General features: G+C 63.0%; 20 protein-coding genes. 13 read left to right on the top strand and 7 right to left on the bottom strand.

Features of this window, described 5'->3' with window-relative positions:
- Positions 1 to 214: 214 nt before the first annotated feature.
- The gene (locus V3W39_RS02435; RefSeq protein WP_330212157.1) at positions 215 to 2,260 is read left to right on the top strand and encodes a prolyl oligopeptidase family serine peptidase; all 2,046 of its coding nucleotides are present in this window, start codon (positions 215 to 217) and stop codon (positions 2,258 to 2,260) included.
- Here the strand turns inward: V3W39_RS02435 and V3W39_RS02430 are convergent.
- Entirely contained in the window at positions 2,257 to 3,126 is an 870-nt protein-coding gene (locus V3W39_RS02430; protein ID WP_330212156.1) for a LysR substrate-binding domain-containing protein, read from the bottom strand. The genes V3W39_RS02435 and V3W39_RS02430 overlap by 4 nt on opposite strands.
- 134 nt (positions 3,127 to 3,260) lie before the next feature.
- Between V3W39_RS02430 and V3W39_RS02425 the strand changes: the two genes are divergently transcribed.
- The 4 genes from V3W39_RS02425 to V3W39_RS02410 are packed head-to-tail and all read left to right on the top strand — an operon-like array spanning position 3,261 to position 7,467.
- Positions 3,261 to 4,313 (top strand): agmatine deiminase family protein, encoded by a 1,053-nt coding sequence (locus V3W39_RS02425; protein WP_330212155.1) that lies wholly within the window; start codon positions 3,261 to 3,263, stop codon positions 4,311 to 4,313.
- A gap of 4 nt (positions 4,314 to 4,317) precedes the next feature.
- Complete coding sequence (aguB, locus tag V3W39_RS02420) at positions 4,318 to 5,211, top strand: N-carbamoylputrescine amidase (protein ID WP_177046177.1); 894 nt, start codon at positions 4,318 to 4,320, stop codon at positions 5,209 to 5,211.
- Between the two features lies 1 nt (position 5,212).
- Complete coding sequence (locus V3W39_RS02415; protein WP_259197490.1) at positions 5,213 to 6,298, top strand: extracellular solute-binding protein; 1,086 nt, start codon at positions 5,213 to 5,215, stop codon at positions 6,296 to 6,298.
- Positions 6,299 to 6,318: 20 nt separating this feature from the next.
- The gene (locus tag V3W39_RS02410; protein WP_330212154.1) at positions 6,319 to 7,467 is read left to right on the top strand and encodes an agmatine deiminase family protein; all 1,149 of its coding nucleotides are present in this window, start codon (positions 6,319 to 6,321) and stop codon (positions 7,465 to 7,467) included.
- On the opposite strand, the gene mug is transcribed toward V3W39_RS02410, so the two are convergent.
- Complete coding sequence (gene mug / locus V3W39_RS02405; protein ID WP_330212153.1) at positions 7,434 to 7,949, bottom strand: G/U mismatch-specific DNA glycosylase; 516 nt, start codon at positions 7,947 to 7,949, stop codon at positions 7,434 to 7,436. The two genes, V3W39_RS02410 and mug, sit on opposite strands and share 34 nt — an antisense overlap.
- Positions 7,946 to 8,569 (bottom strand): TetR/AcrR family transcriptional regulator, encoded by a 624-nt coding sequence (locus tag V3W39_RS02400; protein ID WP_330212152.1) that lies wholly within the window; start codon positions 8,567 to 8,569, stop codon positions 7,946 to 7,948. Before V3W39_RS02400 ends, mug begins: the two co-directional genes overlap by 4 nt.
- Positions 8,570 to 8,673: 104 nt before the next feature.
- On the opposite strand from V3W39_RS02400, the gene V3W39_RS02395 reads away from it, so the two are divergent.
- Genes V3W39_RS02395 through V3W39_RS02380 form a run of 4 tightly spaced genes read left to right on the top strand, consistent with a single transcriptional unit; the run spans position 8,674 to position 13,511 of the window.
- The gene (locus tag V3W39_RS02395; RefSeq protein ID WP_330212151.1) at positions 8,674 to 9,705 is read left to right on the top strand and encodes an HlyD family secretion protein; all 1,032 of its coding nucleotides are present in this window, start codon (positions 8,674 to 8,676) and stop codon (positions 9,703 to 9,705) included.
- Positions 9,702 to 11,156: an MFS transporter gene (locus tag V3W39_RS02390; protein ID WP_259197495.1), complete on the top strand. Its 1,455-nt coding sequence runs from the start codon at positions 9,702 to 9,704 to the stop codon at positions 11,154 to 11,156. The genes V3W39_RS02395 and V3W39_RS02390 overlap by 4 nt, the downstream gene beginning before the upstream one ends.
- Positions 11,157 to 11,174: 18 nt before the next feature.
- Positions 11,175 to 12,554, top strand: a complete 1,380-nt coding sequence (locus V3W39_RS02385; RefSeq protein WP_330212150.1) for an efflux transporter outer membrane subunit — start codon at positions 11,175 to 11,177, stop codon at positions 12,552 to 12,554.
- A gap of 12 nt (positions 12,555 to 12,566) precedes the next feature.
- Positions 12,567 to 13,511, top strand: a complete 945-nt coding sequence (locus V3W39_RS02380; RefSeq protein WP_330212149.1) for an aldo/keto reductase — start codon at positions 12,567 to 12,569, stop codon at positions 13,509 to 13,511.
- A 604-nt stretch (positions 13,512 to 14,115) separates the two neighbouring features.
- Here V3W39_RS02380 and V3W39_RS02375 read toward each other — a convergent pair.
- Entirely contained in the window at positions 14,116 to 14,586 is a 471-nt protein-coding gene (locus V3W39_RS02375; protein WP_256390387.1) for a MarR family winged helix-turn-helix transcriptional regulator, read from the bottom strand.
- Positions 14,587 to 14,819: 233 nt separating this feature from the next.
- On the opposite strand from V3W39_RS02375, the gene V3W39_RS02370 reads away from it, so the two are divergent.
- The 4 genes from V3W39_RS02370 (at position 14,820) to yghU (ending at position 21,590) form a co-directional block, all read left to right on the top strand.
- A complete protein-coding gene (locus V3W39_RS02370) occupies positions 14,820 to 18,008 on the top strand; it encodes an efflux RND transporter permease subunit (RefSeq protein ID WP_330212148.1) in 3,189 nt (1,062 codons plus the stop codon).
- 1 nt (position 18,009) lies between these two features.
- Complete coding sequence (locus tag V3W39_RS02365; RefSeq protein ID WP_330212147.1) at positions 18,010 to 19,191, top strand: efflux RND transporter periplasmic adaptor subunit; 1,182 nt, start codon at positions 18,010 to 18,012, stop codon at positions 19,189 to 19,191.
- Positions 19,184 to 20,611 carry an efflux transporter outer membrane subunit gene (locus V3W39_RS02360; protein WP_330212146.1) on the top strand — a complete coding sequence of 476 codons (1,428 nt, stop codon included), beginning with the start codon at positions 19,184 to 19,186 and terminating at the stop codon, positions 20,609 to 20,611. Before V3W39_RS02365 ends, V3W39_RS02360 begins: the two co-directional genes overlap by 8 nt.
- A 145-nt stretch (positions 20,612 to 20,756) precedes the next feature.
- Positions 20,757 to 21,590, top strand: a complete 834-nt coding sequence (gene yghU, locus V3W39_RS02355) for a glutathione-dependent disulfide-bond oxidoreductase (RefSeq protein ID WP_259197256.1) — start codon at positions 20,757 to 20,759, stop codon at positions 21,588 to 21,590.
- A gap of 112 nt (positions 21,591 to 21,702) precedes the next feature.
- On the opposite strand, the gene V3W39_RS02350 is transcribed toward yghU, so the two are convergent.
- The 3 genes from V3W39_RS02350 to V3W39_RS02340 form a co-directional block, all read right to left on the bottom strand.
- A complete protein-coding gene (locus tag V3W39_RS02350) occupies positions 21,703 to 23,019 on the bottom strand; it encodes a cation:dicarboxylate symporter family transporter (RefSeq protein ID WP_330212145.1) in 1,317 nt (438 codons plus the stop codon).
- Positions 23,020 to 23,109: 90 nt separating this feature from the next.
- The gene (locus V3W39_RS02345) at positions 23,110 to 24,318 is read right to left on the bottom strand and encodes a pyridoxal phosphate-dependent aminotransferase (protein WP_177079043.1); all 1,209 of its coding nucleotides are present in this window, start codon (positions 24,316 to 24,318) and stop codon (positions 23,110 to 23,112) included.
- Positions 24,319 to 24,328: 10 nt separating this feature from the next.
- Entirely contained in the window at positions 24,329 to 24,994 is a 666-nt protein-coding gene (locus V3W39_RS02340; protein ID WP_177044030.1) for an RraA family protein, read from the bottom strand.
- Between the last annotated feature and the right edge of the window lie 30 nt (positions 24,995 to 25,024).

Below are 25,024 nucleotides of genomic sequence, written 5' to 3'. Positions count from 1 at the left end.
CCTTTGACTGTAAGCTTCATGAACGATATGCCCTCAGGTCAGTGTGGTTTTGTAACGTATCGACCCGGTAAGACATATCTTGATAAAGAATGATGGCATTTTGACGTCAATTTATAATTAGTGCGCTTCGCGCCTGAAGAAATGATCAGCTTGGGGCTCATACCCCAGCGGGTACCCACGAGATATTCACCGCAATTTTCGACAGGACTCGAGCATGTCAACAGCTCACCAAACTACCCCCGATCCCTACCTATGGCTTGAAGACATCGACAGCACCCCGTCACTGGACTGGGTACAGGCCCAGAACCTCAAGACCGAAGACCGGCTCGCCCGCTCCGACAGCTTCCAGCAAATCAAAACCGAGGTGCTGGAGATGCTGGACTCGGACAGCAACATCCCCCACGTCAACAAGGTCGGCGCCTATTACTACAACTTCTGGATGGACGCCGCTCACCCGCGCGGCCTGTGGCGTCGCACCACCCCGGCGGAGTACCGCAAGGCGCAACCCGCCTGGGAAACGCTGCTGGACCTGGATGCACTGAACGCCGCCGAAGGCGAAAACTGGGTGTGGCACGGTGCTGATTACCTGCGCCCGGATTACCAGCGCTGCCTGTTGGAGTTGTCCCGCGGCGGGGCTGATGCGGGTGTCACACGGGAGTTTGATCTGGCCAGCAAGACCTGGGTCGAAGACGGCTTCCAGTTGCCGGAGTCCAAGGGCGGCCTGGGCTGGATCGACCGTGACAACGTGTATGTCTTCACCGATTTTGGCGAAGGCTCGATGACCCGCTCGGGTTACCCGCGCATTGCCAAGCAGTGGCAGCGCGGCACGCCGCTGAGTGCTGCCCGTGTTGTCTACGAAGGCGTGCCGGATGATATGTACATCGCGGCGATGCACGACGACACGCCCGGCTATGAGCGTGACTTCGTCAGCCGTACGCTGGCGTTCTACAACAACGAGCTGTACCTGCGGGGCAACGATGGCCGGTTGAGCAAAATCGATGCGCCGAACTCGGCTGAAAAGTCGGTGCATAAAGACTGGCTGTTGCTGGAGTTGCGCGAGGACTGGGCGCTGGATGAAGTGTTTGTTTCCGGCTCGTTGCTGGCGATCAACTTTGATCGCTTCATGGCGGGCCAGCGGGATTTCGAAGTGCTGTTCACGCCCACGGACAGCACATCGCTGACAGGGTTTATCTGGACCCTGAATCACCTGGTGCTGAACGTGCTCGATCACGTCAAGAGTCGCCTCAGCGTGCTCACGCCCGGCGCAAACGGATGGCAGCACAGCCCGTTCACGGGGGCGCCCGGCATGGGCACGGTGTATGCCCGCGCAGTGGACAGCGACGACAGTGATGCCGTCTGGCTGGTGACCACCGATTACCTGACGCCCACCACCCTGGCGCTGGCCGAGATCGGTCAGGCGCCCGAGGTGCTGAAAACCCTGCCGGCGTTTTTCGACTCAAGCCGGCACGTGATCGAGCAGCAGTTCGCGGTCTCCAGGGATGGCACCCGTGTGCCGTATTTCATGGTGAGCGGCAAGGACTTGCAACTCGATGGAGCGGCGCCGACGTTGCTCTATGGCTATGGCGGTTTCGAGGTCTCCCTGACCCCGAATTACTCCGGTGAAGTAGGCCGCGCCTGGCTTTCGAAAGGCGGCGTGTACGTGGTTGCCAACATTCGCGGTGGCGGTGAATACGGCCCGCGCTGGCACCAGGCGGCACTCAAGCAGAACCGTGGGCGGGCCTATGAAGATTTCGCGGCGGTGGCCCGGGACCTGATCGCCCGCGGGATTACCTCGCCCCGGCACCTGGGCGCACAGGGCGGCAGTAACGGCGGCCTGTTGACCGGCAATATGCTCACCCAATACCCGGAACTGTTCGGTGCAATCGTGTCCCAGGTGCCGTTGCTCGATATGCAGCGCTACCACCACTTGTTGGCTGGGGCGTCGTGGATGGAGGAATACGGCAACCCGGACGTAGCTGAAGAGTGGGCCTACATCCGGACGTTTTCGCCGTACCACCTGTTTGATCCGGCGAAGGTTTACCCTCCGGTGTTTTTCCTGACCTCGACCCGCGATGACCGTGTGCACCCGGGCCATGCCCGCAAGATGGCGGCGAAGATGATCGAGGCCGGCAAGGACGTGACGTATTACGAGAACATCGAAGGTGGGCACGGGGGGGCGGCGGACAATGCGCAGGCTGCGCATATGAGTGCGCTGGTCTACCGCTTTTTGTGGGAGAAGCTGAACGCCAGCCGGGACTAATCGGCTACGGCGGTGACCAGCTTGCTCGTCAACCATTCAATGAAACACCGTGCCAGCGGGTTGTTCTCGCTGTCACGGTGGGTCAGCAAGGCCCAATTGGGCCCGCGAATGGTTGCCTCTACCAGCGGTTGCAGCAACCCGTCTTCCAATGCCAGTCGGCTTAATAACTGGCTGACCAGCGCAATCCCCAACCCGGTACACGCCGCATCCAGCAACAGCCCGGGGTCGGAGAAATTCAGTCCCTGATCTTTTTGCCCCACATCAATCCCTGCCTCCACCGCCCAATGGCTCCAATCCATCTCCCGTTCGCCGTGCAGGGTGGTGCGCTGCTCCCTGGGCAGTGCCAGCACGCGTGGGTTGCACGCGGGGAACAGGCGGTCGGCATGCAGCACCTTGAAGCTGCATTCGGCCTGGGAGCTGATGTCGTCGCGTACGGCCAGGTCGATGGTCTGGCTGGCCATGTCCGGGACTTCGTCGGTGCTGAATATCCACAGGTCCACTTCCGGGTGCTGGCGGCGGAAATCCTCCAGGCGCGGCAGCAGCCAGTGACGGGCGAAGGTCGGCGTGGTGTTGAGCACCAGTTGGTTGGGTTTGCGGTACTGGCCCAGGCGACGAACGCCCACGGCCAATTGCTGCAATAGCGCCTGGGTGGTGCTGAGGAAATCGTGCCCGGCATCGGTCAGGCTGACGCTGCGCCCACTGCGGAAAAACAACGGTTGCTCCAGGTACGCCTCAAGGCTGCGAATCTGCTGGCTGATGGCCGATTGAGTGAGGTGCAGTTCTTCGGCGGCCTTGTGGAAACTGCCCAGCCGGGCGGCGGCTTCGAAGCCGCGGAGGGTGCCCAGAGGCGGCCAATGGTTAAGCATGCTGATAAGTTCCTCTAATCAGTTTTCCACAAAATCCATCGTTTGTTAGCCCGTTTTTACAGCCGTAGCATGCATGCCAAGACCTCGCGGGCAGTTTTCATTGAACACAATGACTTAACTCAAAGGTATTTGTCATGCAGCAGAATGAAATTCAGAACGGTGGCTGGTGGATGCCGGCGGAGTGGGCCAGGCATGCGGCGACGTGGATGGTCTGGCCGCATAACCAAACGCTTTGGGAGTCCGGCTGGGGCGTTACATTGCCGCTGGTGCAGGAGGACTTTGCCCGTGTCGCCAATGCGATTGCGCGTTTTGAACCGGTGAAAATGATCGTCGATCCTTGCGCTGTGGCCAGCGCCAAAGCGTTGTGCGGGCCGAACATTGCATTGATCGAACTGGCGGTGAATGACAGTTGGTGTCGCGATTCCGGCCCGAGCTTTGTTTGCCATCCGCAACAGGGGCTCGCCGGTGTGAGCTGGCGCTTTAACGCGTGGGGCGGCAAGTCGGCCCATGATCTGGATGAAAGCCTGGCGCGCCGGGTGCTCAGTCACCTGGGCGTGGAGTGCCTGGGCACACCGTTGAGCAACGAAGGCGGCGCCATTCATGTGGACGGCGAAGGCACGTTGATCACCACCGAATCAGTGTTACTCAACCCCAATCGAAATCCAGGGGTGACCAAGGCCGAGATCGAGGAGATTTTCGCGCGCTTGCTGGGTGTGAAGAAAACGATCTGGCTGCCGGGCGATCCCGACCATGTGACCGGTGACATGACCGACGGCCATGTCGATGGCGTGTGCGCATTTGCCCGCCCCGGCGTGTTGCTGGTGGATGCCACCCATGACACCCATTCGGTGTACGCCGAGGTGGTGCGGGAAAACCGTCGGGCCCTGGAATTGGCCACCGATGCCCAAGGCCGCCGGTTCGAGATGATCGACCTGCATGAAGCCACCGACGCGGTGGACACTGAGGCTGAAGTGTTTTGCGCCTCCTACACCAACTTCTACATCGCCAACCACGCGATCATCATGCCTGCCTATGGCATCGACGCCGACCAGATTGCCGCCGATGTCCTGGCCCGTGCTTTCCCTGGGCGCGTGGTGGTACCGGTGCGCATCAATCACCTGGCCCATGGCGGCGGCGGGGTGCATTGCATCACCCAACAGCAACCCGCCTGGCCGGTGAAGGGGTGATGCCATGACCGTACTGACGATTGCTGTCACGCAAATGCCCTGCACCTGGGACCTGCCCGCGAACCTCGATCTGGCCGAGCAATTGGTACGTGACGCGGCCAAGCAGGGCGCCCAGGTGATCCTGCTGCAAGAGCTGTTTGCCACGCCATACTTTTGCATCGAGCAGCATCACAAACACCTGGCGCTGGCGCAGGAATACCGGCACAGCGTGGTGCTCAAACGCTTTGCCGCCCTGGCCCGGGAATTGGGCGTGGTGCTGCCCCTCAGCTGGTTCGAAAAGGCCGGCAATGCCTGTTTCAATTCGCTGAGCGTGGCCGATGCGGATGGGCAGTTACTCGGGGTGTATCGCAAGACTCATATCCCCAACGCCATCGGCTATCAGGAGAAAGAATACTTCAGCCCCGGCGATACCGGCTTTCGGGTCTGGGACACCGCGTTCGGACGTATCGGCCTGGGTATCTGCTGGGATCAGTGGTTCCCCGAAACCGCGCGCTGCCTGGCGCTGATGGGGGCTGAAGTCTTGCTGTTCCCCACGGCGATCGGCTCTGAACCGGGCTGCGCGACCCTCGACTCCCGGGACCATTGGCAGATGACCATGCGTGGGCACGCCGCCGCCAATCTGGTGCCGGTGGTCGCTGCCAACCGTGTCGGCCGCGAGGTAGCGACCACCGACCCGACCTTGCAGATGGACTTCTACGGCTCGTCCTTTATCTGCAATCACAAGGGCAAGCTGCTCGCCGAAGCTGACCGCGACAGCACCGGCGTGCTGGTGCACAGCCTCGACCTGGCGACGATGCGCGAGGACCGCCTGACCTGGGGCATCTACCGTGACCGTCGCCCGGAAATGTATGGCGGGTTGTTGAGTCTGGACGGTCATCACACCTACCGAGGGCTTTGACATGAAGATTATCTGCACGCTGTTGCTAGGGGCCCTGGTGGCGTCGTCGCTGCACGCCGAAGAAAAAACCCTGAAGCTCTACAACTGGGCCGATTACTTCGCCGAGGACACGCTGTCGCGTTTCACCGCCGAAACCGGGATCCAGGTGATCTACGATGTGATGGACGGCAGCGAAACCCTGGAGGCCAAGCTGATGGCCGGCGGCAGCGGTTATGACCTGATTTTTCCTGGCGACACTGTGGGCGAACGGCTGATGCGCGCGGGTAGCCTGCAACCGCTGGATCAGTCCAGGCTCACCGCCCTGAATGACATCGAGCCCGGTTTGCAGAAGTTGCGCGCGCACTACACCTACTCGAACAACGCCACCGTCCCCTACACCTGGGGCACCATCGGCCTGACGTACAACACCGAGCAGATCAAACAGCGCATGCCGGACGCGCCGGTCAACAGTCTCGACCTGCTGTTCAAGCCGGAGCTGGCCGCCAAGTTCGCCGATTGCGGGATTTCCCTGATCGACTCACCGGACGAAGTGCTGGCGGTGGCCCTCAATTACCTGGGGCGTGACCCGCGCAGCGCCAAGCCGGCCGACCTGGCCGCCGCCAGCGAGCTGTTGCTCAAGCTGCGGCCCTACATCCGCAAGTTCCAGTCGCAGCCGGTGACCGACCTGGTGAACGGCAACCTGTGCCTGTCCCTCGGCTACAGCGGCGACATGACCCAGGCGCAACGGGCGGCGGACGCAGCCGGAAAAAAGGTCACGTTCGACTATCACATCCCTCGTGAGGGCACCACGGTGTGGATGGACACCATGGCGATCCCCGTGGATGCCCGGCATCCGGAGTACGCCTACGCGTTCATCAATTTCGTGATGCGCCCGCAGAACATGGCCGCCATCAGCAACTTCACCGGTTACCCCACGGCAAACGCCAAGGCGCGTCCCGAGGTTGACCCGGCGATGCGCAACAACCCGCAGATCTACCCGGACGAGGCCACGTTTGAACGGCTGATCCCGGGAAAAGACATCCCCCAGGCGGACATGCGTGCACGCATGCGCGTATGGACCAAATTCAAAACCGCTTCCGTCCAATGATCCAACTTCCAGAGGTACCCATGGCAACACGTCGCGAATTCATCAAACAGGTATCGGTGGTTGCCACCCTGGGCGCTGCCATGTCCGTCGGGCTGGTCTCGCGCTGGGCACAGGCCGCCCCCGAGGGCCACTGGCTCATGCCCGACGAAGGCGAAAAACATCAGCAGGCGTTCATTGCCTTTGGCGCGCAGGAGGCCATTCACGAGGACTTTACGCCCGACGTGCAAGCAGCCTTGGGCCGGATCGCCCGCGCCATCGCCCGTCACGAGCCGGTGACCGTGTTCTGTCGGGAAGAGGAGCGAGCGCTGGCTGAAGAAAAATGCGGCACCCGCAACACCACGTTTGTGGTCACCGAGCTGGATGACATCTGGATGCGTGACACCGGCGCCAACTTTGTCATCGACGGCCAGGGCGGCCTGGGCGCGGTGGATTTCAACTTCAACGGGTGGGGCAACAAGCAGCAGCACGCCGAGGATGCGCAGGTAGCGGCCCTGGTCACTGAAGTCACCGAGGCCCAGGCAATTCGCAGCGAACTGGTGGGTGAGGGCGGCGCCATCGAGGTGGATGGTCACGGCACCGGCATCATGACCGAAAGCAGCTGGATCAATGCCAACCGCAACCCCGGCTGGAGCAAGGCCGACGTCGAGGCCGAGCTGAAGGCGCGGCTGGGCCTGCGCAAAATCATCTGGCTGCCGGGCATCAAGGGCAAAGACATCACCGATGCCCACGTGGATTTTTATGCGCGTTTCGTCAAGCCGGGCGTGGTGATCGCCAACCTCGACACCGACCCCGAATCCTATGATCACAAGGTCACGCTGGCGCACCTGGACATCCTCAAGCGGGCCACCGATGCAGACGGCCGACCGCTGCAGGTGCATACCGTGTCGCCGCCGCTTAATCCACGCAAGAGCCGTTTCAATCGCAACAATCCGGATTTTGCACCAGGCTATATCAACTACTTTGTCATCAACGGGGCGGTGATTGCGCCCGAGTTCGGTGACAAGGTGGCCGACGCAAAAGCCTTTGAGCTACTGTCCAGGCTCTATCCCGAGCGCGAGGTGGTGCAGCTCAATATCGATGCGATTGCAGCGGGTGGCGGCGGGATTCACTGTGTGACCAGTCACCAGCCGGCGGTTCAGGCAGGGGCGCGCGATGCCAGCTTCAGTTGACCGTATGCCTCGACCAACTGTGCCTGGGTAAAGCCCAGGTTCCTGCCGCTGGGATTGGGCAAAACCCAAACCGCTGACGTCCCCAGTCTTCGCGGCTGCAACCCCCACGCAATGTCCCGCTGCCCGCTTAACGCGCTATAGGCCGCCTTCCCCAGAAACGCGACAAACCGCGGCGCGTAACGGGTGATCTTGCTTTCAAAACGCGCTGCCGCTGCCTTGAATTCATCCGCCGACAACTGATCTGCCCGGGCGGTAGGCCGCTCCACCACCGTGGTCAGCCCGCACTGATACTCCAGGATCGTGCGGTCGTTTTCCGGCTGCACTTCATGGGGTGTAAACCCGGCCAGGTGCAGGGTGCGCCAGAACCGGTTGCTGCGGCCCATGAAGTGATGCCCGGTGGCGGCGGCCTTCAGCCCCGGGTTTATCCCGCAAAAAATCACGGCGAGATGCTCGGCCAGAATGTCTTCCAGTCCTTCCTTCATCCGCAGATGACTTGCACGGCACTGCGCGCCAGGGCGATCAGCTCGGCGTGGGGTTTGCCCGCCCGTGCGCGTATCGACAGGCTGTGCACCAAGGAGGAGGCGAGGACGGCGACGGCCGCCGGGTCTGCACCGCCTTTCAATTCACCGGCCTCAATGGCGGTGCGCAGGCGGGTTTCGAGATGAGCGTCGAGTGCGTCGAGGCGCTGTAACAGCACGGCGCGAATCTCGGCGTCCTCGACCGCTTCGGTGGTGGCGGTGCCGATGATGAAGCAGCCCCGTGGCTCGCCGTCCCCCGAAAAATAGATCGACAGCTGGCCTTCATACAGGCGCATCAGCGCGTCCGCCAACGTCCGGCTCGGGTCGTCCAGCGCCTCGTCGATGGCGGCTGACGCGAGGCCCCAATACTGTTCGAGCGCCTTGAGGTAGATCGCGTGTTTGTCGCCGAATGCGGCGTACAGGCTTGGCCGGTTCATCCCGGCGGCGGTGGCGATGCCGTCCAGTGAGGCGCCGGAATACCCGGTACTCCAGAACACCCCGAGGGCTTTTTGCAGCGCCGTTTCAGGGTCGTAGGCGCGTGGGCGGCCACGGCCTTTTGCCTCTGTGATCTTTTTTTGTGCCATGGCGTACAAAAATCCTTGAGTAGAGGTGGGTGGGTCGATATTCTTACATCATCGCACAAAATTAGATCCCCAGAAATCCCGGGCTCAGCAAAGGTGATTCGATCATGAGCAATGCGTTGGAAAACACGACCCGCCCCCCCTGGCGTTTACTGTTGATGGTGGGCTTGCCGGTACTCGTCGCCGCGGCGGGGTATGTGTATTACCTGCAGGATGCGCCGTACGTATCCACCGATAACGCCTATGCCCGGGTGGCGAAAGCATCGATCAATGCGCGGGTGTCCGGGCAGGTTGTCGAGATTGCCGTGGAGGACAACCAGGCGGTGCACAAAGGGCAGGTGCTGTTGCGGATCAACCCGGAGCCGTTCCAGGTGGCGGTCGACCGCACCCAGGCCCAATTGAGCGTGGCGCGCCTGCGTATCGAAGGCCTCAAGGCCAGCTACCGGCAACAGCAGGCCGAGCTGCAAGCGGCCAGGGAGTCGGCGGGTTTTGACCAGAAGGAGTTCGCCCGTAAAAAGGCCCTGGTGGCCACCGAGTTTGTGTCCCAGGCCGTGTTCGAACGGGCCGACACCGACCTGAAAGTCGCCCGGCAACGTGTCGCGTCCATTGAGCAGCAGATCGCCAATACCGTGGTGGCGCTGAACGGCAATCCTGACATCGATATCGACCGCCATCCCGCGATTCGCGAGGCCCAGGCGCAACTCGACGAGGCACAACTCTACCTCTCATACGCGACGGTCTATGCCCCCGACGATGGCGTCGTCGCCAAGGTGGATGACGTGCAAGTCGGCGATTTCCTGAACAGCGGCGCGCCGGCCTTCGCCTTGCTGTCGCCCCGTCGCACCTGGGTTGAAGCCAACTTCCGTGAGACCCAGATGACCCATATGCGCGCCGGCCAGCAGGCAACCATCAGGCTCGACACCTACCCGGATCATCCCTTCAAGGCCCACATCACCAGCCTGAGCCCGGGGGCCGGCGCCGACTTCGCGCTGCTCCCGCCGGAAAACGCCACCGGCAACTGGGTCAAGGTGGTGCAGCGGGTGCCGGTGCGCCTGGAGCTGGATGATGCCAACGCCGACTTGCCGCTGTTTTCCGGCACCAGCGCCACGGTGACGGTTGATATCAGGACCGGCCCATGAACGGCGCACGCACCCTCAGGTTCACGGCCTTGCTGGTGACCTGGTTGCAGGCGGTCAACGTATCGCTGCCGAACTCGGCTCTCAGGTTTGTCCAGGGCAGCCTGTCGATGACGGACGACGAGGCGGGGTGGATTTTCACCTCGTACCTGGCCGCCAGCGCGATCACCTTGCCGGTGGCCCAATGGCTGGCCGCGCGCTTCGGCGTGAAGGCGGTTTACCAGGCGGCGATGGCGATCTTCGCCCTCGGCTTGCTGCTCGCGACCGGGGCAACCACCTCGCTGCAATTCGTCGGCGCACGGGTTATCCAGGGTGCCGCGAGTGGCGTATTGGCGCCGCTGTCGATGGCCATCGCCCTGGAGACACTGGCCCCGGCACGACGGCCAAAATTCGGCCCGCTGTGGACGGCGATAGGGTTGCTGGGCATCGTCAGCGGCCCGGCGATTGGTGGCTGGATCAGCGAACATTTCGGCTGGCGCTGGATGTTCTACGCCAGCCTGCCGCTGTTGGCGTACACCGCATTGGTCGTGGCGTTGTTGCAACCCGAGAAGAAAGCCAACAGCGCGCCGGTGTTTGATTTTGCAGGGTTTGCCAGCTTTACCCTCGGCGTGATCGGCCTGCAAATGCTCCTCGACCGTGGCCAGCGCCTGGAGTGGTTCGACTCGCCGGAGATCTGGCTGGAGGCCGCCGCCAGCGTCCTGGGGTTCTACCTGTTCGCCGTGCACCGGTTCACCTCCAGCACGCACTTCATCAGCAAGGGCTTATTGCGCGACCGCAACTTCGTGCTGTCGACCACTATCTTCTTCGCCGTCGGCTTCGTGCTGCTGCCAACCATGGCCATGACCTCGCCGATGCTGGATGAGCTGCTGGGCTTCCCGCCGGACACCACGGGCTTCCTCACCCTCCCTCGTGGCGTGGGCCTGCTGGGTGCGTTCTGGTTGATGAACCGGGTGCCCGCGCATCGGGATGGCCGCCCGTTCGTAGCCGCTGGTATCGCCGTGGTGATCTACGCCAACCACTCGATGCTCGGTTATTCACCCTTGATGGACGGCTGGCCCGTGGCGGTGGCCGGCGCTATCCAGGGAGCCGGCCTGGGACTGTTGATGCCGGCGCTTTCCCGGGTGGCGTTCAGCACCCTCGACCCGACCTTGCGCCCCGAAGGCAGCGGGCTGTTCAACCTGTCCCGGGTCTACGGCAGCACCCTTGGCGTGGCGGTGGTGCAGTGGTTTTTCTTCAACAACACCCAGGCGATGCATGTGGCGCTGGCCAGTCATCTGACCGTGCATTCGGTGCCGGCATCGACGTCCCTGGCGGGCTTCGGTGCGCTGAACGAAGCCATCACCGGCCAGGCCGCCTTCATCGCGGTGCTCGGTCAATTCAAGATTCTGCTGTGGGCAATGCTGGTGGTGAGCCCGCTGGTTCTGCTGCTGCGTAAACCTGTCACGACCCACTAGTTTTCCGGAGTGTGCCAAATGAAACCCCATGGGCTTGTTATCACGGCCGTCATGACCCTGTCCGCGTGTTCGGTTGGTCCGGACTATCAGGCGCCGTCCGTTGCCGCTTCGCAGCACTATGACGTGCAGGCCGAACAGCGCGTGTCGTTCAACCAGAAGGTGAACGTCGACTGGTGGTCGACCTTTCATTCTCACAAGCTCGACAGCGTCATGCGCCGGGCGATTGCCGGCAACCTTGAGCTGACGGCGGCGGACGCCACGTTGCGCCAGGCGGCTGCTTCGGTGGCGGCGGCGGAGGGCGCGCTTTTCCCGCGGGTGGATTTCGCCGCGCAAGCGGGGCGCCAGCGTGTGCATAACGCCGCTCGGCCTGCGGTGGCGAACTTCTATGGCGTCGGGCCGCAGGTCAGCTTCGACCTCGACGTGTTCGGCGGCAATCAGCGCCGGGTCGAGCAGCAGCAGGCGTTTGCCGATCTCCAACGGCATCGCTTCGAAGCGGCCTACCTGACGCTGACCGGCGACGTCGCCAGCCAGGCGCTGTTGATGGCCTCGGCCGGCGCGCAGATGGAGGCGGTGCAGAGCTTGCTCGCCACCGACGCGAAAAACCTCGAGCTGGTGCGTGCAGCGCAACACAGTGGCGCGGCGACGCAGTTGGAGGTGTCCCTGGCTGAAACGCGGCTGGCGCAGGACCGCACGCTGTTGCCGCCACTGGCCCAGCAGCGCGATGCGGCGCGGCATGCGCTGTCGATCCTGGCCGGCAAGGGCCCGGCGGATTGGCGCGCACCGGACTTCGAACTGGCTGAATTTGCCTCGGCCGGCACGCTGCCTGTCAGCCTGCCGTCCGAGCTGGCCCACGACCGCCCGGACGTGCAGCAAGCCGAAGCCGAACTGCATGCGGCCAGTGCGGCGGTCGGCGTGGCCACCGCCAATCTTTATCCCCATGTGGAACTGTCCGCGTCCCTGGCCCAGGCCGCGTCGGGCAATGGCGGTGCCGCGCTGTGGAGTTTTGCCGCCGGGTTGGCGGGGCCGATCTTCGACGGCGGCACCCTCAAGGCCGAACGCCAGGCGGCGGTGGAGGGCTACAACGCCTCGCTCGCCCACTACCAGCAGACCGTCATCCAGTCTTTCGGCCAGGTTGCAGACACCCTGCAGGCGATCAACCACGACGCCGAGGAATACCAGGCGCAGACCGCCGCACTGCAAGCCGCCGACAACAGTTTGCGCCTGAACCAGCAAGCCTATGGGGCAGGGGAGAACGGCTTGCTGCAAGTGCTGGAGGCACAACGGGCCTATGAGCAGGCCTTGCTCGGGCAACTGCGGGCGGGTACTGCCCAACACCTCGACACGGTGCGCTTGTTCGTGGCGCTCGGTGGTCGTTCGGTCAACGATTTCAAACGCTAGTGGAGTCAACAGATGAGCTATTACGATGCACTTCGCGATACCCGTTTTCCGTTGCAGCATGGTTCGGGCGCGATGCCGGCGGTGGGGTTCGGCACGCTGTTCAGGGATTTGACGGCCACCACCGAGGCGGTCACGGAAGCGTTGGAGGCGGGCTTTCGGCATTTCGATTGCGCCGAGCGGTATGGCAACGAGGCGCAGGTGGGGGCGGCGCTTCACGATGCGATGGCGGCCGGTAAAGTCCGGCGTGAGGAATTGTTCATCACTACCAAACTGTGGAACAACAACCATCGGCCCGAACGGGTGGTGCCGGCGTTCGAGGCCAGTTGTCGCAGGCTTGAGGTGGATGTGATCGACTGCTACATGATTCATACGCCGTTTGCGTTTTTGCCGGGTGATGAGCTGCATCCTCGGGATGCGTTTGGGCATGTGCTGTATGACTCGGGTGTGACGTTGATCGAGACGTGGCGGGTGCTTGAGCGTCTGGTGGATGAGGGGCGCTGCAGGTCTATCGGGTTGTCGGATATCAGCCTGGAAACGCTGCGGGAGCTGGTGGCGGTGGCGCGGATAAAACCGGCGGTGGTGCAGGTTGAGTCACATCCGTATTTGCCTGAGTGGGAGTTGCTGGAGTTCTGCAAGCAGCACGGGATTGTGGTGTTGGCGTTTGCGCCGTTGGGGCATGGGATGAGGCCGCGGGTGTTGGATGAGCCGGTGATTACCACGATTGCGCGGCGGGTGCAGAAGACGCCGGCTCAGGTTGCGTTGGCTTGGTCGGTGCAGCGTGGGGTGGCGTTTTTGACGTCTTCGGTGACGCCGGCACGGATTCGGGAGGATGCGGATATTTCTACGTTGCCTCAGGTGGCGATGCGTGAGATTGAGAAGGACGTTACGACTCGGGTGCGGTTTAACCCGGTGATGGATACCGGGGTGTTGGGGTTTGTTTCGCGGGAGAAGTTTTGAGTTTAATCGGGGGAGGGGCATATCCGTTATTTAGGTAACGGCGGCTTATGGTTTCGCTCTTACAGCGGGTCACTTTTGAAAAGCCGGAATGCCGGCCCAGCCCAAAGTAAGCAAAGGGCTCTGCCCCGCCTGTCGGCACCTCGCCTAGGCTCGGTGTTCCCTCCGGGATTGCTCCGCGGCCCGCTCCGGGCAGTCAGATCAAAAGCAAGATCAACAGCACGGCGGCCTGAAAGCCGACCTGAGTGTGGTGAAGCAAAGGCAAAAGCCGCTTTTCTGTAGGAGCTGGCTTGCCGGCGAAGAACCTGAGAACGGCGTGTTCATTCAGGACGCAAACGTCATCGTTAACGACCATCGCCGGCAAGCCAGCTCCTACAGGGGATCGTGCTCGCTTTAGATTTTGCTTCACCACACTCAAGCCGGCCTGTAGGCCGCTGTGCTCTTGCTTTTGATCTTGATCTTAGGCGGCCCGCTTCGTGATGCCGGAGCTGAGGGCACACCGAGCCTAGGCGAGGTGCCGAGTGGTGGGGCAAGAGCGTTTTGCTTACTTTTGACTGGGCCGGCATTCCAATAGCGGCCATAACCGAAGAAACGGATATGCCCCCAATCACCCACCCTTACCCAACAACGCCCGAGCAAACTCATCAGACGCAATAAAATCCATGGCCTTACGCAGCTCGCAAGCCGCCTCAGCCCCAAACGCCTCATCAAACCGCACCGCCATCTCCCGAGACACCACCCGCGCCTCCTCGTACTTACGCTGCCCCGCATCGGTCAACAACACCCGCCGACTACGGCGATCCAACTCGTCCACCTGCAACACCACCAGCCCATCGCGCACCAGCGGCTTGAGCGTATGCCCCAGGGCCGACAAATCCATCACCAGCGAATGCGCCAGGTCGCGCATCTTCGGCGCGTCCCCATTGGCAATGTGGTTCATCAACGAATACTGGGTAGCCTTCAGACCAAACGGCACAAACGCTTCGTCATAGATCTGCGCCATGCGCCGGGACGCGCGACGCACGGCTCCGTTGGAGCAGGTGCTGGGGCTATTCAGGGTGGGCGGTGCACATTTCACGGGCGGTCACTCGCTACAGCTAAAGGGTTAACCAAACGTTAATCCGGCAAGATGAATATTGACACATATTGCAACAAATTAGTTGCGTATGCCTCTAAACGCTATATCGTGGCATATGCCTCTATTTTGACCGGATGTCAGTGCAGTTGGCCCGGATCACAGACGGGCGGGGCAGGAGGGAAGCGCTGTTTGGTACCTCCTTCAGTCATCAACTTCCTGTCTGGATCACACCTATGCTCAACCTTGTGCGCATCGCATTGCGGCGCCCCTATACCTTCCTGGTATTGGCCATTTTCATCCTGATTGTGGGCCCGCTCGCGGCCTGGCGTACCCCGACCGACATCTTCCCCGAAATTCGCATCCCCGTGATTGCCGTGATCTGGCAGTACACCGGCTTGCCACCCGACCAGATGGCCGGCCGTATCACCTCGCCCTTCGAACGGGTGCTGACCACCACGGTCAACGACATCCGCCATATCGAGGCGCAGTCGTTGAACGGCTTCGGCATCGTCAAGGTGTACTTCCAGCCGGGCGTCAATATCAGTACGGCCAACGCACAAGTCACCTCGGTGTCCCAGGCCATCCTGCGCCAGCTGCCGCCCGGTACCACGCCGCCGCTGGTGCTCAACTACAGCGCCTCGACGGTGCCGATCGTGCAGCTGGCATTGTCCGGCAAAGGCCTCACCGAACAGAAGTTGGGCGACATTGGCCTCAACACCGTGCGCCTGATGCTGACCACCGTGCCCGGCGCCGCGCTGCCATACCCGTTCGGCGGCAAGACCCGCCAGGTGCAGATCGACCTCGACTCGGCGCGCATGCAGGCCCGGGGTCTCTCGGCCCAGGACGTGGCCAACGCCCTGGCCACCCAGAACCTGATCACCCCGGTGGGCACGCAAAAGATCGGCAGCTATGAGTTCAACCTGCAACTGAACAACGCGCCGACGGATTTCCACGACCTGGAAAACCTGCCGATCAAGACCGCCGACGGCACCACCGTGTTGATTCGTGACGTGGCCACCGTGCGTGACGGCAACCCGCCGCAAACCAATATCGTGCACGTCAACGGCAACCGCTCCGTGCTGCTGCCGGTGCTCAAGACCGGCTCGGCCTCGACCCTCGGGGTGATCGCCGGCATCAAGGACAAACTGGCCGACAACAAGGCTGCCTTGCCGCCCAACCTGAATATCGACCTGATCGGCGACCAGTCGCTGTTCGTGCGTTCGGCCATCAGCGGGGTGGCCCGTGAAGGGATCATTGCCGCGGCGTTGACCAGCCTGATGATCCTGCTGTTCCTCGGCAGTTGGCGCTCCACGGTGATCATCGCCACGTCGATCCCGCTGGCGATCCTGGCGTCGATTGCCACGCTGTCGGCCCTCGGTGAAACCCTCAATATCATGACCCTCGGCGGCCTGGCGTTGGCCGTGGGGATCTTGGTGGACGACGCCACGGTGACCATCGAAAACATCAACTGGCACCTGGAACAGGGCAAGCCGGTGGAGACGGCGATCCTCGACGGCGCGGCGCAGATCGTCACCCCGGCGTTTGTCTCGCTGCTGTGTATCTGCATCGTGTTCGTGCCGATGTTTTTCCTGGAAGGCGTGGCGCGTTTCCTGTTTGTGCCGATGGCCGAAGCGGTGATTTTCGCAATGATCGCCTCGTTCATCCTCTCGCGAACCCTGGTGCCGACCCTCGCCAACTACCTGCTCAAGCCTCATGAACATCATGCGGACGGTACGCCGGTGGTGGCGCCGTCGAGCAACCCGCTGGTGAAGTTCCAGCGCGGGTTCGAGCGCCAGTTCGAGGCGTTTCGCGGGGTTTACCATGGGGCGCTGGAAAGTGCCTTGCACCATCGGCGTATCGCGGTGATCGCGATGCTGGCGTTTGTCGCGGTGTCGTTTGCGCTGGTGCCATTCCTGGGCCGCAACTTCTTCCCCGACGTCGACTCCGGGCAGATCCTGCTGCATGTGCGGGCGCCGGTCGGCACGCGGGTGGAGAGCAATGCGCGGCTGGTGTCGCAGATCGAAAACACCATTCATAAAGTGATCGAGCCCAAGGAGCTGGCGGCCATCGTCGACAACATCGGCCTGGCCATCAGCGGGATCAACGTGGCCTACAACAACACCGGCACCGTCGGTTCCCAGGACAGCGACATCCAGATCAGCCTGAAAGAGGGCCATCGTCCCACCGCCGAGTACATGCGCGAACTGCGCGAACGGCTGCCCCGTGAATTCCCGAATGCGGTGTTCTCGTTCCCGGCCTCCGACATCGTCGGGCAGATCCTCAACTTCGGTTCTTCCGCGCCGGTGGATGTGCAAATCGCCGGGAATAACCTGCCGGCCAACTTCACTTATGCCAGCACCTTGCTGCGGGAAATTCGCCGGGTGCCGGGGGTGGTGGATGCGCGGATCCAGCAGTCGCGGCAATTGCCCACCTTCAAGATCGATGTGGACCGCACCCAGGCCCAACTGGTGGGCCTGAACGAGCGCGACGTGACCAACAGCCTGGTGGTCAACCTGGCGGGTTCCAGCCAGGTGGCGCCGACGTTCTGGCTCAACCCGGCCAATGGCGTGTCCTACCCGATTGTGATGCAGACCCCGCAATACGGCCTCGACACCCTGGCCGCGCTGCATAACTTGCCGTTGAGCGGCAGCCCGGGTGCGGCGCAAGACCAGACCCTCGGCGGCCTGGCGTCCATCGAACGCAGCCACGCCAACTCGGTGGTGACCCAGTCGGATATCCAGCCGGTGGTCGAGGTCCTCACCGCGATCCAGGGCCGTGACCTCGGCGCCGTCGCGGCCGACATCCAGACGATCATTACCGCCCACGCCAGCGAAGTGCCCACCGGTTCCAAGGTGCTGTTGCAGGGCCAGGTGCAAACCATGAACGCGGCCTTCAGTGGCTTGCTGTTTGGCCTGCTCGGCGCAGTGGTGCTGATCTACCTGCTGATCGTGGTCAACTTCCAGTCCTGGGCCGACCCGTTCGTGATCATCACCGCCTTGCCGGCAGCGCTGGCGGGGATCGTGTGGATGCTGTTCATCACCCACACGCCGCTGTCGGTGCCGGCGCTGACGGGGGCGATCATGTGCATGGGCGTGGCCACCGCCAACGCGATCCTCGTGGTCAGCTTCTGCCGCGAACGTCTCGCGGTGCACGGTGACGCGGTGCAGGCGGCGCTGGAAGCCGGCTTTACCCGTTTGCGCCCGGTATTGATGACTGCCATCTCGATGATCATCGGCATGGCGCCGATGGCCCTGAGCCTGGGGGAGGGCGGTGAACAGAACGCTCCGCTGGGCCGTGCGGTCATCGGCGGGCTGGCCTTCGCCACCATTGCCACGTTGTTTCTGGTTCCGCTGATTTTCAGTCTTGTGCACGGGCGGCGTCAGCACGCCACGCTTGCGACCACCGCCACTCAAGGGGTTTGACATGTCCACTTCCGTTTCCAATCCGGGTTCACCCCGCCGTAAATCCCGTGGTCTGCTCTGGCTGGTGCTGGGGCTGGTAGTGCTCGTCGCCGTGGTGGTGTTCGGCATCGGGGTGCGCGCCAGCGAATCCCGTGACCTGAAAACCTGGACCGACACCCAGGCCTTGCCCAGCGTGAACCTGATCACCCCGAGCGTGCAGCCCCAGGGCCCGATCCTGAACCTGCCGGGGCGCCTTGAGGCGTACTCCCGGGCGTCGATCTTTGCCCGGGTCAACGGCTACCTGAAGACCTGGAATGTCGACATCGGCGACCACGTGAAAGCCGGGCAACTGCTGGCTGAAATTGATACGCCGGAGCTCGATCAACAACTGCTGCAAGCCAAGGCCGTGCTGGCCTCGGCCCAGGCCGACGAGTCGCTGGCGCAAACCACCGCCAAGCGCTGGCAGGCGATGCTCTCCTCAGACTCGGTATCGCGCCAGGACGTGGATGAACGCACCGGCGACCTGACCGCCAAGCAGGCCAAGGTGATCGCGGCCAAGGCCAACGTCGACCAGTTGATCGCCACCAAGGGCTTCCAGCGGTTGACCGCGCCGTTCGCCGGTGTGGTGACCGCGCGTTCCACTGATGTGGGCGCGCTGATCAATGCCGGTGGCGCCACCGGCAAAGAGTTGTTCGCAGTCTCCGATGTCAGCCGCCTGCGGGTGTATGTGCAGGTGCCGCAATCGTCGGCGCCGCAGATTCAGGTAGGCACCGTGGCTCGCTTGAGCGTTCCGGAATATCGCGGTGAAACCTTCAACGCCAAGGTGATCGCCACCGCCGATGCCGTGAATGCAGCGTCCGGCAGCACCCTGGTACAGCTGCTGGTGGACAACCCCGGCAGCCGCCTGTTGCCGGGCGCCTACACCAGCGTGCAGTTCAACTTGCCGGTGCAGACCGACGTGCTGCGCTTGCCCGCCAGTGCCCTGGTGTTCGATGACAAGGGCATGCGCGTGGCAACCCTGGATGCGAACAATCACGTGCACTTCAAGACCGTGACCATCGCCCGTGACTTCGGCGACAGCGTGGAAATCGGCAGCGGCCTGGCCGCCACCGACCGCGTGATCGACACTCCGCCCGACGGCCTGGCCGACGACGATTCGGTGCAACTGGCCGCCAATACTCCAGAGGCCAAACCCCATGGCTAAGCGCACTTGCCTGGTATTGGCCGCCACCCTGGGCCTGGGCGCCTGCCACCTTGCGCCGCCGCTGGACGTGCCCGATGTGCCCGTGGCTGCGCAATTCCATACCCAAGGCCCGTGGACCGTCGGCACGCCGAACGACCAAGCGAGTCGCGACGGTTGGTGGCAGATCTACAAGGACCCGCAACTGGATGCGATGGAGCAACAGTTGCTGCAAAACAACCCGGACCTGAGTGCGGCACTGGCTCACTATTCCCAGGCCCAGGCGTTTTTGGCCCAGGCGCAATCCGGGCTGTTTCCGAAAGTCATCGGGTCCAGTAATGCCCAGCGTATTCGCCAGTCCGACACGCGCCCGTTGCGCTCGGCCACCCCGCCGAATGTCTACGATTCGGGGACCGTTGGCGTGGAAGTGGACTATGAAGTCGACCTGTGGGGCCGCGTGCGCGACACCGTGGCCGCCGGCACCAGCGATGCCCAGGCCGCCAGGGCCGACCTGGCTTCGGTACGCTTGAGCCTGCAGGCGCAACTGGCCGACAGCTACATCCGCCTGCGCGGCATCGACCGCCAGGACCAGTTGCTGCAACAAACCACCGACGCCTATGCCAAGGCCCTGAGCCTCACCGAAGGCCTGCATGGCGGCGGCATCGTCTCCGGCCTGGACGTGGCACGGGCGCGTACCCAACTGTCGACGGTCAAGTCGCAGCTGAGCCAGAACCTGGTGCAGCGCGCGGTGCTGCAACACTCGATAGCGGCGATGTTGGGTGAGTCGGCATCGACCTACGCGATTGCCCCCAGTGTTGCGGATATCGCCTTGCCCGGCGTACCCACCGGCGTGCCGTCGACGCTGTTGCAGCGCCGCCCGGACATCGCCGCCGCTGAACGCCGGATCGCCTCGGCCAACGCACGCATAGGCGTGGCCAAAGCCGCCTGGTTCCCGGCCCTCACCCTGAGTGCCCAGGGTGGTTTCCAGAGTGACGAGTTCGCGCACCTGTTGAGCGCGCCGAATATTTTCTGGGCGATTGGCCCGTCGCTGGTGGGGACAATCTTTGACGGCGGCGCGCGCCAGGCCGGTGTCGACAGTGCCAAGGCGGCCACCGATGAAGCCGCGGCCAAGTATCGTGGTGTAGTGTTGACCGCGTTCGAACAGGTGGAGAACAACCTGTCGATCATCTCGGGGCTCGACACTGCCCTGGTAGACCAGCGGGACGCGGCGGCTGCCGCGCAGTACGCCGAGGACTTGTCCCTGGCGCGGTATCGCCAGGGCGGCGCGGCGTACCTGGACGTGGTGACGGCGCAGGTCGCGTCGTTGCAGGCACAACGAACTGTGCTGGATCTGCAGACTCAACAGTTAAGCGCCAATGTGGGGCTGATCAAGGCATTGGGTGGCGGCTGGAATATTGCCCAACTGGCGCAAAAAAACCTGTAGGAGCGAGCTTGCTCGCGAAGGTCGTTAACGATAATGCGGACACTCTGAATGAACGCGGCGCTCTCGGGTTTTTCGCGAGCAAGCTCGCTCCTACAGTTAGTTCGTTAGATAGTGGCAGTGAACATTCAATCCAAGGAGTAGTTGCATGACTGATTACGTACCGCCAAAAGTCTGGACCTGGAAGACCCAAAACGGCGGCACCTTCGCCAGCATCAACCGGCCTGTCGCCGGCGCGACCCACGACAAGGAATTGCCGGTGGGCCGTCATCCGTTGCAGCTGTATTCGCTGGCAACGCCGAACGGCCAGAAAGTCACGATCCTGCTGGAAGAGCTGTTGGCACTGGGTCACACCGGCGCGGAATACGATGCGTGGTTGATCAAGATCGGCGACGGCGACCAGTTCGGCAGCGGCTTCGTGGGCGTCAATCCGAACTCGAAGATTCCGGCATTGCTGGACCGCAGCGGGCCCAAGCCGATCCGGGTGTTCGAGTCCGGGGCGATCCTGCAGTACCTGGCCGAGAAGTTCGGTGCGTTCCTGCCCACCGAGCCTGCGGCCCGTGCCGAGTGCCTGTCGTGGTTGTTCTGGCAGATGGGCAGCGCGCCTTACCTGGGCGGTGGCTTCGGACATTTCTACGCCTACGCGCCGACCAAGATCGAATACGCCATCGACCGTTTCGCCATGGAAACCAAGCGCCAGCTGGACGTGCTGGACAAGCAGTTGGCCGAGCACGAATACATCGCGGGGGATGAATACACCATCGCCGACATGGCGATCTGGCCGTGGTACGGCGGCCTGGTGAAAGGCCGCTTGTATGAGGGTGGAGAGTTTTTGTCGGTGCAGGATTACAAGCACGTGCTGCGTTGGGCCGATGCCATCGAAGCGCGGCCGGCGGTGCAGCGAGGGCGCCGGGTCAACCGCGTTTCGGGCGAGCCTTCAGAGCAACTGCGCGAGCGTCATGACGCGTCGGACCTCGACTGACCCCAGCGCTCCCTGTGGAGAGGGAGCTTGCTGTGGCGAGGGAGCTTGCTGTGGCGAGGGAGCTTGCTCCCGCTGGGCTGCGAAGCGGCCCCAATAAGCACCCCGCATTCTTTCAGGTAGAACGTGGGGGCAGGTTTTGGGGCCGCTTCGCAGCCCAGCGGGAGCAAGCTCCCTCGCCACAGGTGTCAGCGGCGCCTTCGCGCCGTTCCCACTTGGCGATCACCAGCGGTGCCAGGGCATTGCCCAGCACATTCAACGCGGTGGTCGGCATTTCCATCAGGCGATACACCCCGGCGATAAAGGCGATGCCCTCCAACGGCAAGCCCGCACTCGCCAGGGTCGCCGACAAAATCACGAACATGAACCCCGGCACCCCGGCCGCGCCCTTGGACGTCAGCACCATGGTCACCACCAGCAGCGCCTGGTCGCCAATGCTCAGGTCGATGCCATACAACTGCGCCACAAACAAGGTGCCGATCCCCAGGAACAGCGAAGCACCGTCCAGGTTGAACGAATACCCCACCGGCACCACAAAGCTCACCAGCGATGGCGGTACGCCGTAGGTTTCGAGCTTCTTCATCAGTTGCGGCATCACCGCCGCGGAGCTTGCCGTGGAGAACGCCAGGATCAGCTCATCCTTGATATGCCGCATCAGCGCAAACAGGTTGATCCCGCACAGGCGCGCCACCAGGTTGAGCACCACCAGCACGAAGAACGCGATCGACACGTAGCTGACCATGATCAACTTGGCCAACGGCAACAGCGAGCTGAAACCGAAGTTGGCCACGGTGACCGCGATCATCCCGAACACGCCGATGGGCGAGTAGGCCATGATCATCGACGTCACCTTGAACATCGCCTCAGACACCCCGCGCAGCAGGGCAATCACCGGGTCTTTACGCTCGGCCGGCAAGCGCGAAACCCCCAGGCCAAACATCACCGCAAAGAACAGCACCGACAGCAAACTGCCCTGGGCCATCGCATTGATCACGTTGTCCGGGATGATCCCGACGATGATCTGCCCCAGGCTGTGGCCACCGCCAGCGCTGCTGGTGGGCAAGGTCACCGCACTGGCTTGCAGGCTGGACAACTCGGTGCCGGCGCCGGGTTTAAGCAGGTTGCCCATCACCAGCCCGACGATGATCGCCAGGGTGGTGATGCAGAAGAAATAGCTCAGGGACTTGACCCCGATGCGCCCCAGGGATTTGCCGTCACCGTGCCCGGCAATGCCCACCACCATGCAGGAAAACACGATGGGCACGACGATCATCTTCATCAGCTTGATAAAGATATCGCCCGCCGGTTGCAGCAGGTTTTCAACCAGCCACGGCCGGGATTCGGGGAAACGGTGCAGCAGGGCGCCGATGGCGATGCCGGCGAGCAAGCCGATCAGGATTTGCCAGACCAGCGCGATGCGGGGCTTGTGCATGGGAATGCCTCATTTATATCAATGATTATGAGTGTTGTTCTAGGCAGTCAATAGCGGCCATCCATGGCCGCCGGGTGGGGCGGGAATCCGTCAGCGCAATCGATGGCACGCTTCATTCAGGCGACGGCAACCTTCTTCAATCACTTCAAGGGAACTGGCAAAAGACAGGCGGATATACGGCGACATGCCGTACGCCGCGCCGCTCACCGTCGCCAGGCCGTGTTCGCGCAGCAGGTACTCGGCCAGCTGGGTGTCGCTGTCGATCTGCTCGCCGTGGGGCGTGGTCTTGCCCATCAGCCCGGCAACGTTGGCGAACACGTAGAACGCGCCGTCCGGTGGGGTGAAGCTCACCCCGGGAATGTCCTTAAGCAGGCTCAGCATGCGTTCGCGGCGTTGCTGGTACACCTCGCGCATCCCGGCGATGGGCGCCTGGTCACCGGCGAATGCGGCCACCGCCGCGGCCTGGCTGAGGGAGCTGGGGCAGGTGGTGGTTTGCGAGAGCAACTTGGCGATGGCCGCAACCAGCCAGGCCGGGCCGGCCCCGAAACCCAGGCGCCAGCCGGTCATGGCGTAGCCCTTGGAGGCGCCGTTGACGATCAGCGTGCGCGGCTTCAGGTCCGGTGCGAGACGGGTCAGCGACACATGCCGTGTATCGCCGTAGACGAAGTGCTCGTAGATCTCGTCGGCCATGACCAGCACATGGGGGTGACGGCGCAGCACTTCGGCCAGGGCCAACAGCTCGGCCTCGTTGTACACCGCACCACTGGGGTTGTTCGGGCTGTTGAGGATCACCCATTTGCTGCGCGGGGTGATCGCTTGTTCGAGGGCTTGCGGCGAGAGCTTGAACCCCAGTGACTCGTCGCCGGGAATGATCACCGGCGTCGCGTCATTCAGCCGCGCGATGTCCGGGTACGACACCCAATACGGCGTGTGCACGATGACTTCATCGCCGCGATTCAGGGTCGCCGCCAGGGCGTGATAGATGATGTGCTTGCCGCCGCAGCCGGCAATCACTTCGTCCAGCCCGTAATCCAGCTGGTTATCACGCTTGAGCTTGAGGCAGATCGCCTTGCGCAGGGCGAGCGTGCCGCTGGTGGCGGTGTAGTGAGTATCGCCGCTGTGCATCGCGGCGCTGGCGGCTTCGAGGATATGCGCCGGGGTATCGAAATCCGGCTCGCCCACCGTGAAGTTGACGATGTCCCGGCCCTGGGCGCGCAGTTCGGTCACCAGCGCATTGGCCGCGATGCTCGGGGAGGGCGCAATGCCCAGTACCCGAGCGGAGAGAAATGCAGTGCTCATGATGGCTCCTTCAGTCTGCCAGGCCGGCCTGTTTCAGGACCTTGTCCATCCAGCTCTGGCGCACCGCACCGGTGGCGATTTCGGCTTTGACTTCTTCCTCATGGGCCGCGTGTTGGGCGGCCTTGCGCAGCACCTCGGCGGCGTCGGCCTGGGAGAAGGCGACCAGGCCGTCTTCATCGCCCACCAGCAGGTCCCCCGGGTTGATCAGCATGCCGCCGATGGACACCGGCACATTCACCTCGCCCGGGCCGGTCTTGTACGGCCCGCAATGCACCACGGCGCGGGCGTAGCACGGGGTGTCCTCGAAGCTGGCGACATCCCGGATCGCCCCATCAATCACAAACCCCACGCAGCCGCGTTGCTGGGCGTAGAGCTTGACCAGCTCGCCGATCACCGCGTTGTTGGTATCGCCCTGGGCGTCCACCACCAGCACGTGGCCCGGCTGCAGCATGCTCATGGCCTTGTAGATCAGCAGGTTGTCGCCGGGGCGGGTTTTCACCGTCAGCGCGGTGCCCACCAGCTTGCCGGTACGGTTGTAGCGGTTCAGCCCACGGGCGCCGATGTGCCGGCCGAGGTTGTCGCTGATGTGCGGGGTGACCACCTGGGCGAAGGCTTCAAGCACCTCGGCGCTGGCCAGTGGCGGGTTGGGGAGGATGCGGGAACCGGGCAAGGACATGGCTGTAACTCCGATTGATCTTATGGGTCT

Source organism: Pseudomonas sp. Z18(2022) (assembly GCF_036346535.1).
Taxonomy (GTDB): domain Bacteria; phylum Pseudomonadota; class Gammaproteobacteria; order Pseudomonadales; family Pseudomonadaceae; genus Aquipseudomonas; species Aquipseudomonas yamanorum_A.
Note: the sequence above shows the minus strand (reverse complement) of the source record. Positions and strands in the feature narration are given on the sequence as shown.

Bases quoted from the DNA above. Each gene is read 5' to 3' on its own strand.
- V3W39_RS02425 (WP_330212155.1), top strand. From the start codon at position 3,261: ATGCAGCAGAATGAAATTCAGAACGGTGGCTGGTGGATGCCGGCGGAG.
- V3W39_RS02435 (WP_330212157.1), top strand. From the start codon at position 215: ATGTCAACAGCTCACCAAACTACCCCCGATCCCTACCTATGGCTTGAA.
- V3W39_RS02360 (WP_330212146.1), top strand. From the start codon at position 19,184: ATGGCTAAGCGCACTTGCCTGGTATTGGCCGCCACCCTGGGCCTGGGC.
- V3W39_RS02345 (WP_177079043.1), bottom strand. From the start codon at position 24,318: ATGAGCACTGCATTTCTCTCCGCTCGGGTACTGGGCATTGCGCCCTCC.
- V3W39_RS02410 (WP_330212154.1), top strand. From the start codon at position 6,319: ATGGCAACACGTCGCGAATTCATCAAACAGGTATCGGTGGTTGCCACC.
- V3W39_RS02380 (WP_330212149.1), top strand. From the start codon at position 12,567: ATGAGCTATTACGATGCACTTCGCGATACCCGTTTTCCGTTGCAGCAT.
- V3W39_RS02400 (WP_330212152.1), bottom strand. From the start codon at position 8,569: ATGGCACAAAAAAAGATCACAGAGGCAAAAGGCCGTGGCCGCCCACGC.
- V3W39_RS02365 (WP_330212147.1), top strand. From the start codon at position 18,010: ATGTCCACTTCCGTTTCCAATCCGGGTTCACCCCGCCGTAAATCCCGT.
- V3W39_RS02350 (WP_330212145.1), bottom strand. From the start codon at position 23,019: ATGCACAAGCCCCGCATCGCGCTGGTCTGGCAAATCCTGATCGGCTTG.
- V3W39_RS02415 (WP_259197490.1), top strand. From the start codon at position 5,213: ATGAAGATTATCTGCACGCTGTTGCTAGGGGCCCTGGTGGCGTCGTCG.
- V3W39_RS02340 (WP_177044030.1), bottom strand. From the start codon at position 24,994: ATGTCCTTGCCCGGTTCCCGCATCCTCCCCAACCCGCCACTGGCCAGC.
- mug (WP_330212153.1), bottom strand. From the start codon at position 7,949: ATGAAGGAAGGACTGGAAGACATTCTGGCCGAGCATCTCGCCGTGATT.
- V3W39_RS02430 (WP_330212156.1), bottom strand. From the start codon at position 3,126: ATGCTTAACCATTGGCCGCCTCTGGGCACCCTCCGCGGCTTCGAAGCC.
- V3W39_RS02370 (WP_330212148.1), top strand. From the start codon at position 14,820: ATGCTCAACCTTGTGCGCATCGCATTGCGGCGCCCCTATACCTTCCTG.
- V3W39_RS02390 (WP_259197495.1), top strand. From the start codon at position 9,702: ATGAACGGCGCACGCACCCTCAGGTTCACGGCCTTGCTGGTGACCTGG.
- yghU (WP_259197256.1), top strand. From the start codon at position 20,757: ATGACTGATTACGTACCGCCAAAAGTCTGGACCTGGAAGACCCAAAAC.
- V3W39_RS02385 (WP_330212150.1), top strand. From the start codon at position 11,175: ATGAAACCCCATGGGCTTGTTATCACGGCCGTCATGACCCTGTCCGCG.
- aguB (WP_177046177.1), top strand. From the start codon at position 4,318: ATGACCGTACTGACGATTGCTGTCACGCAAATGCCCTGCACCTGGGAC.
- V3W39_RS02395 (WP_330212151.1), top strand. From the start codon at position 8,674: ATGAGCAATGCGTTGGAAAACACGACCCGCCCCCCCTGGCGTTTACTG.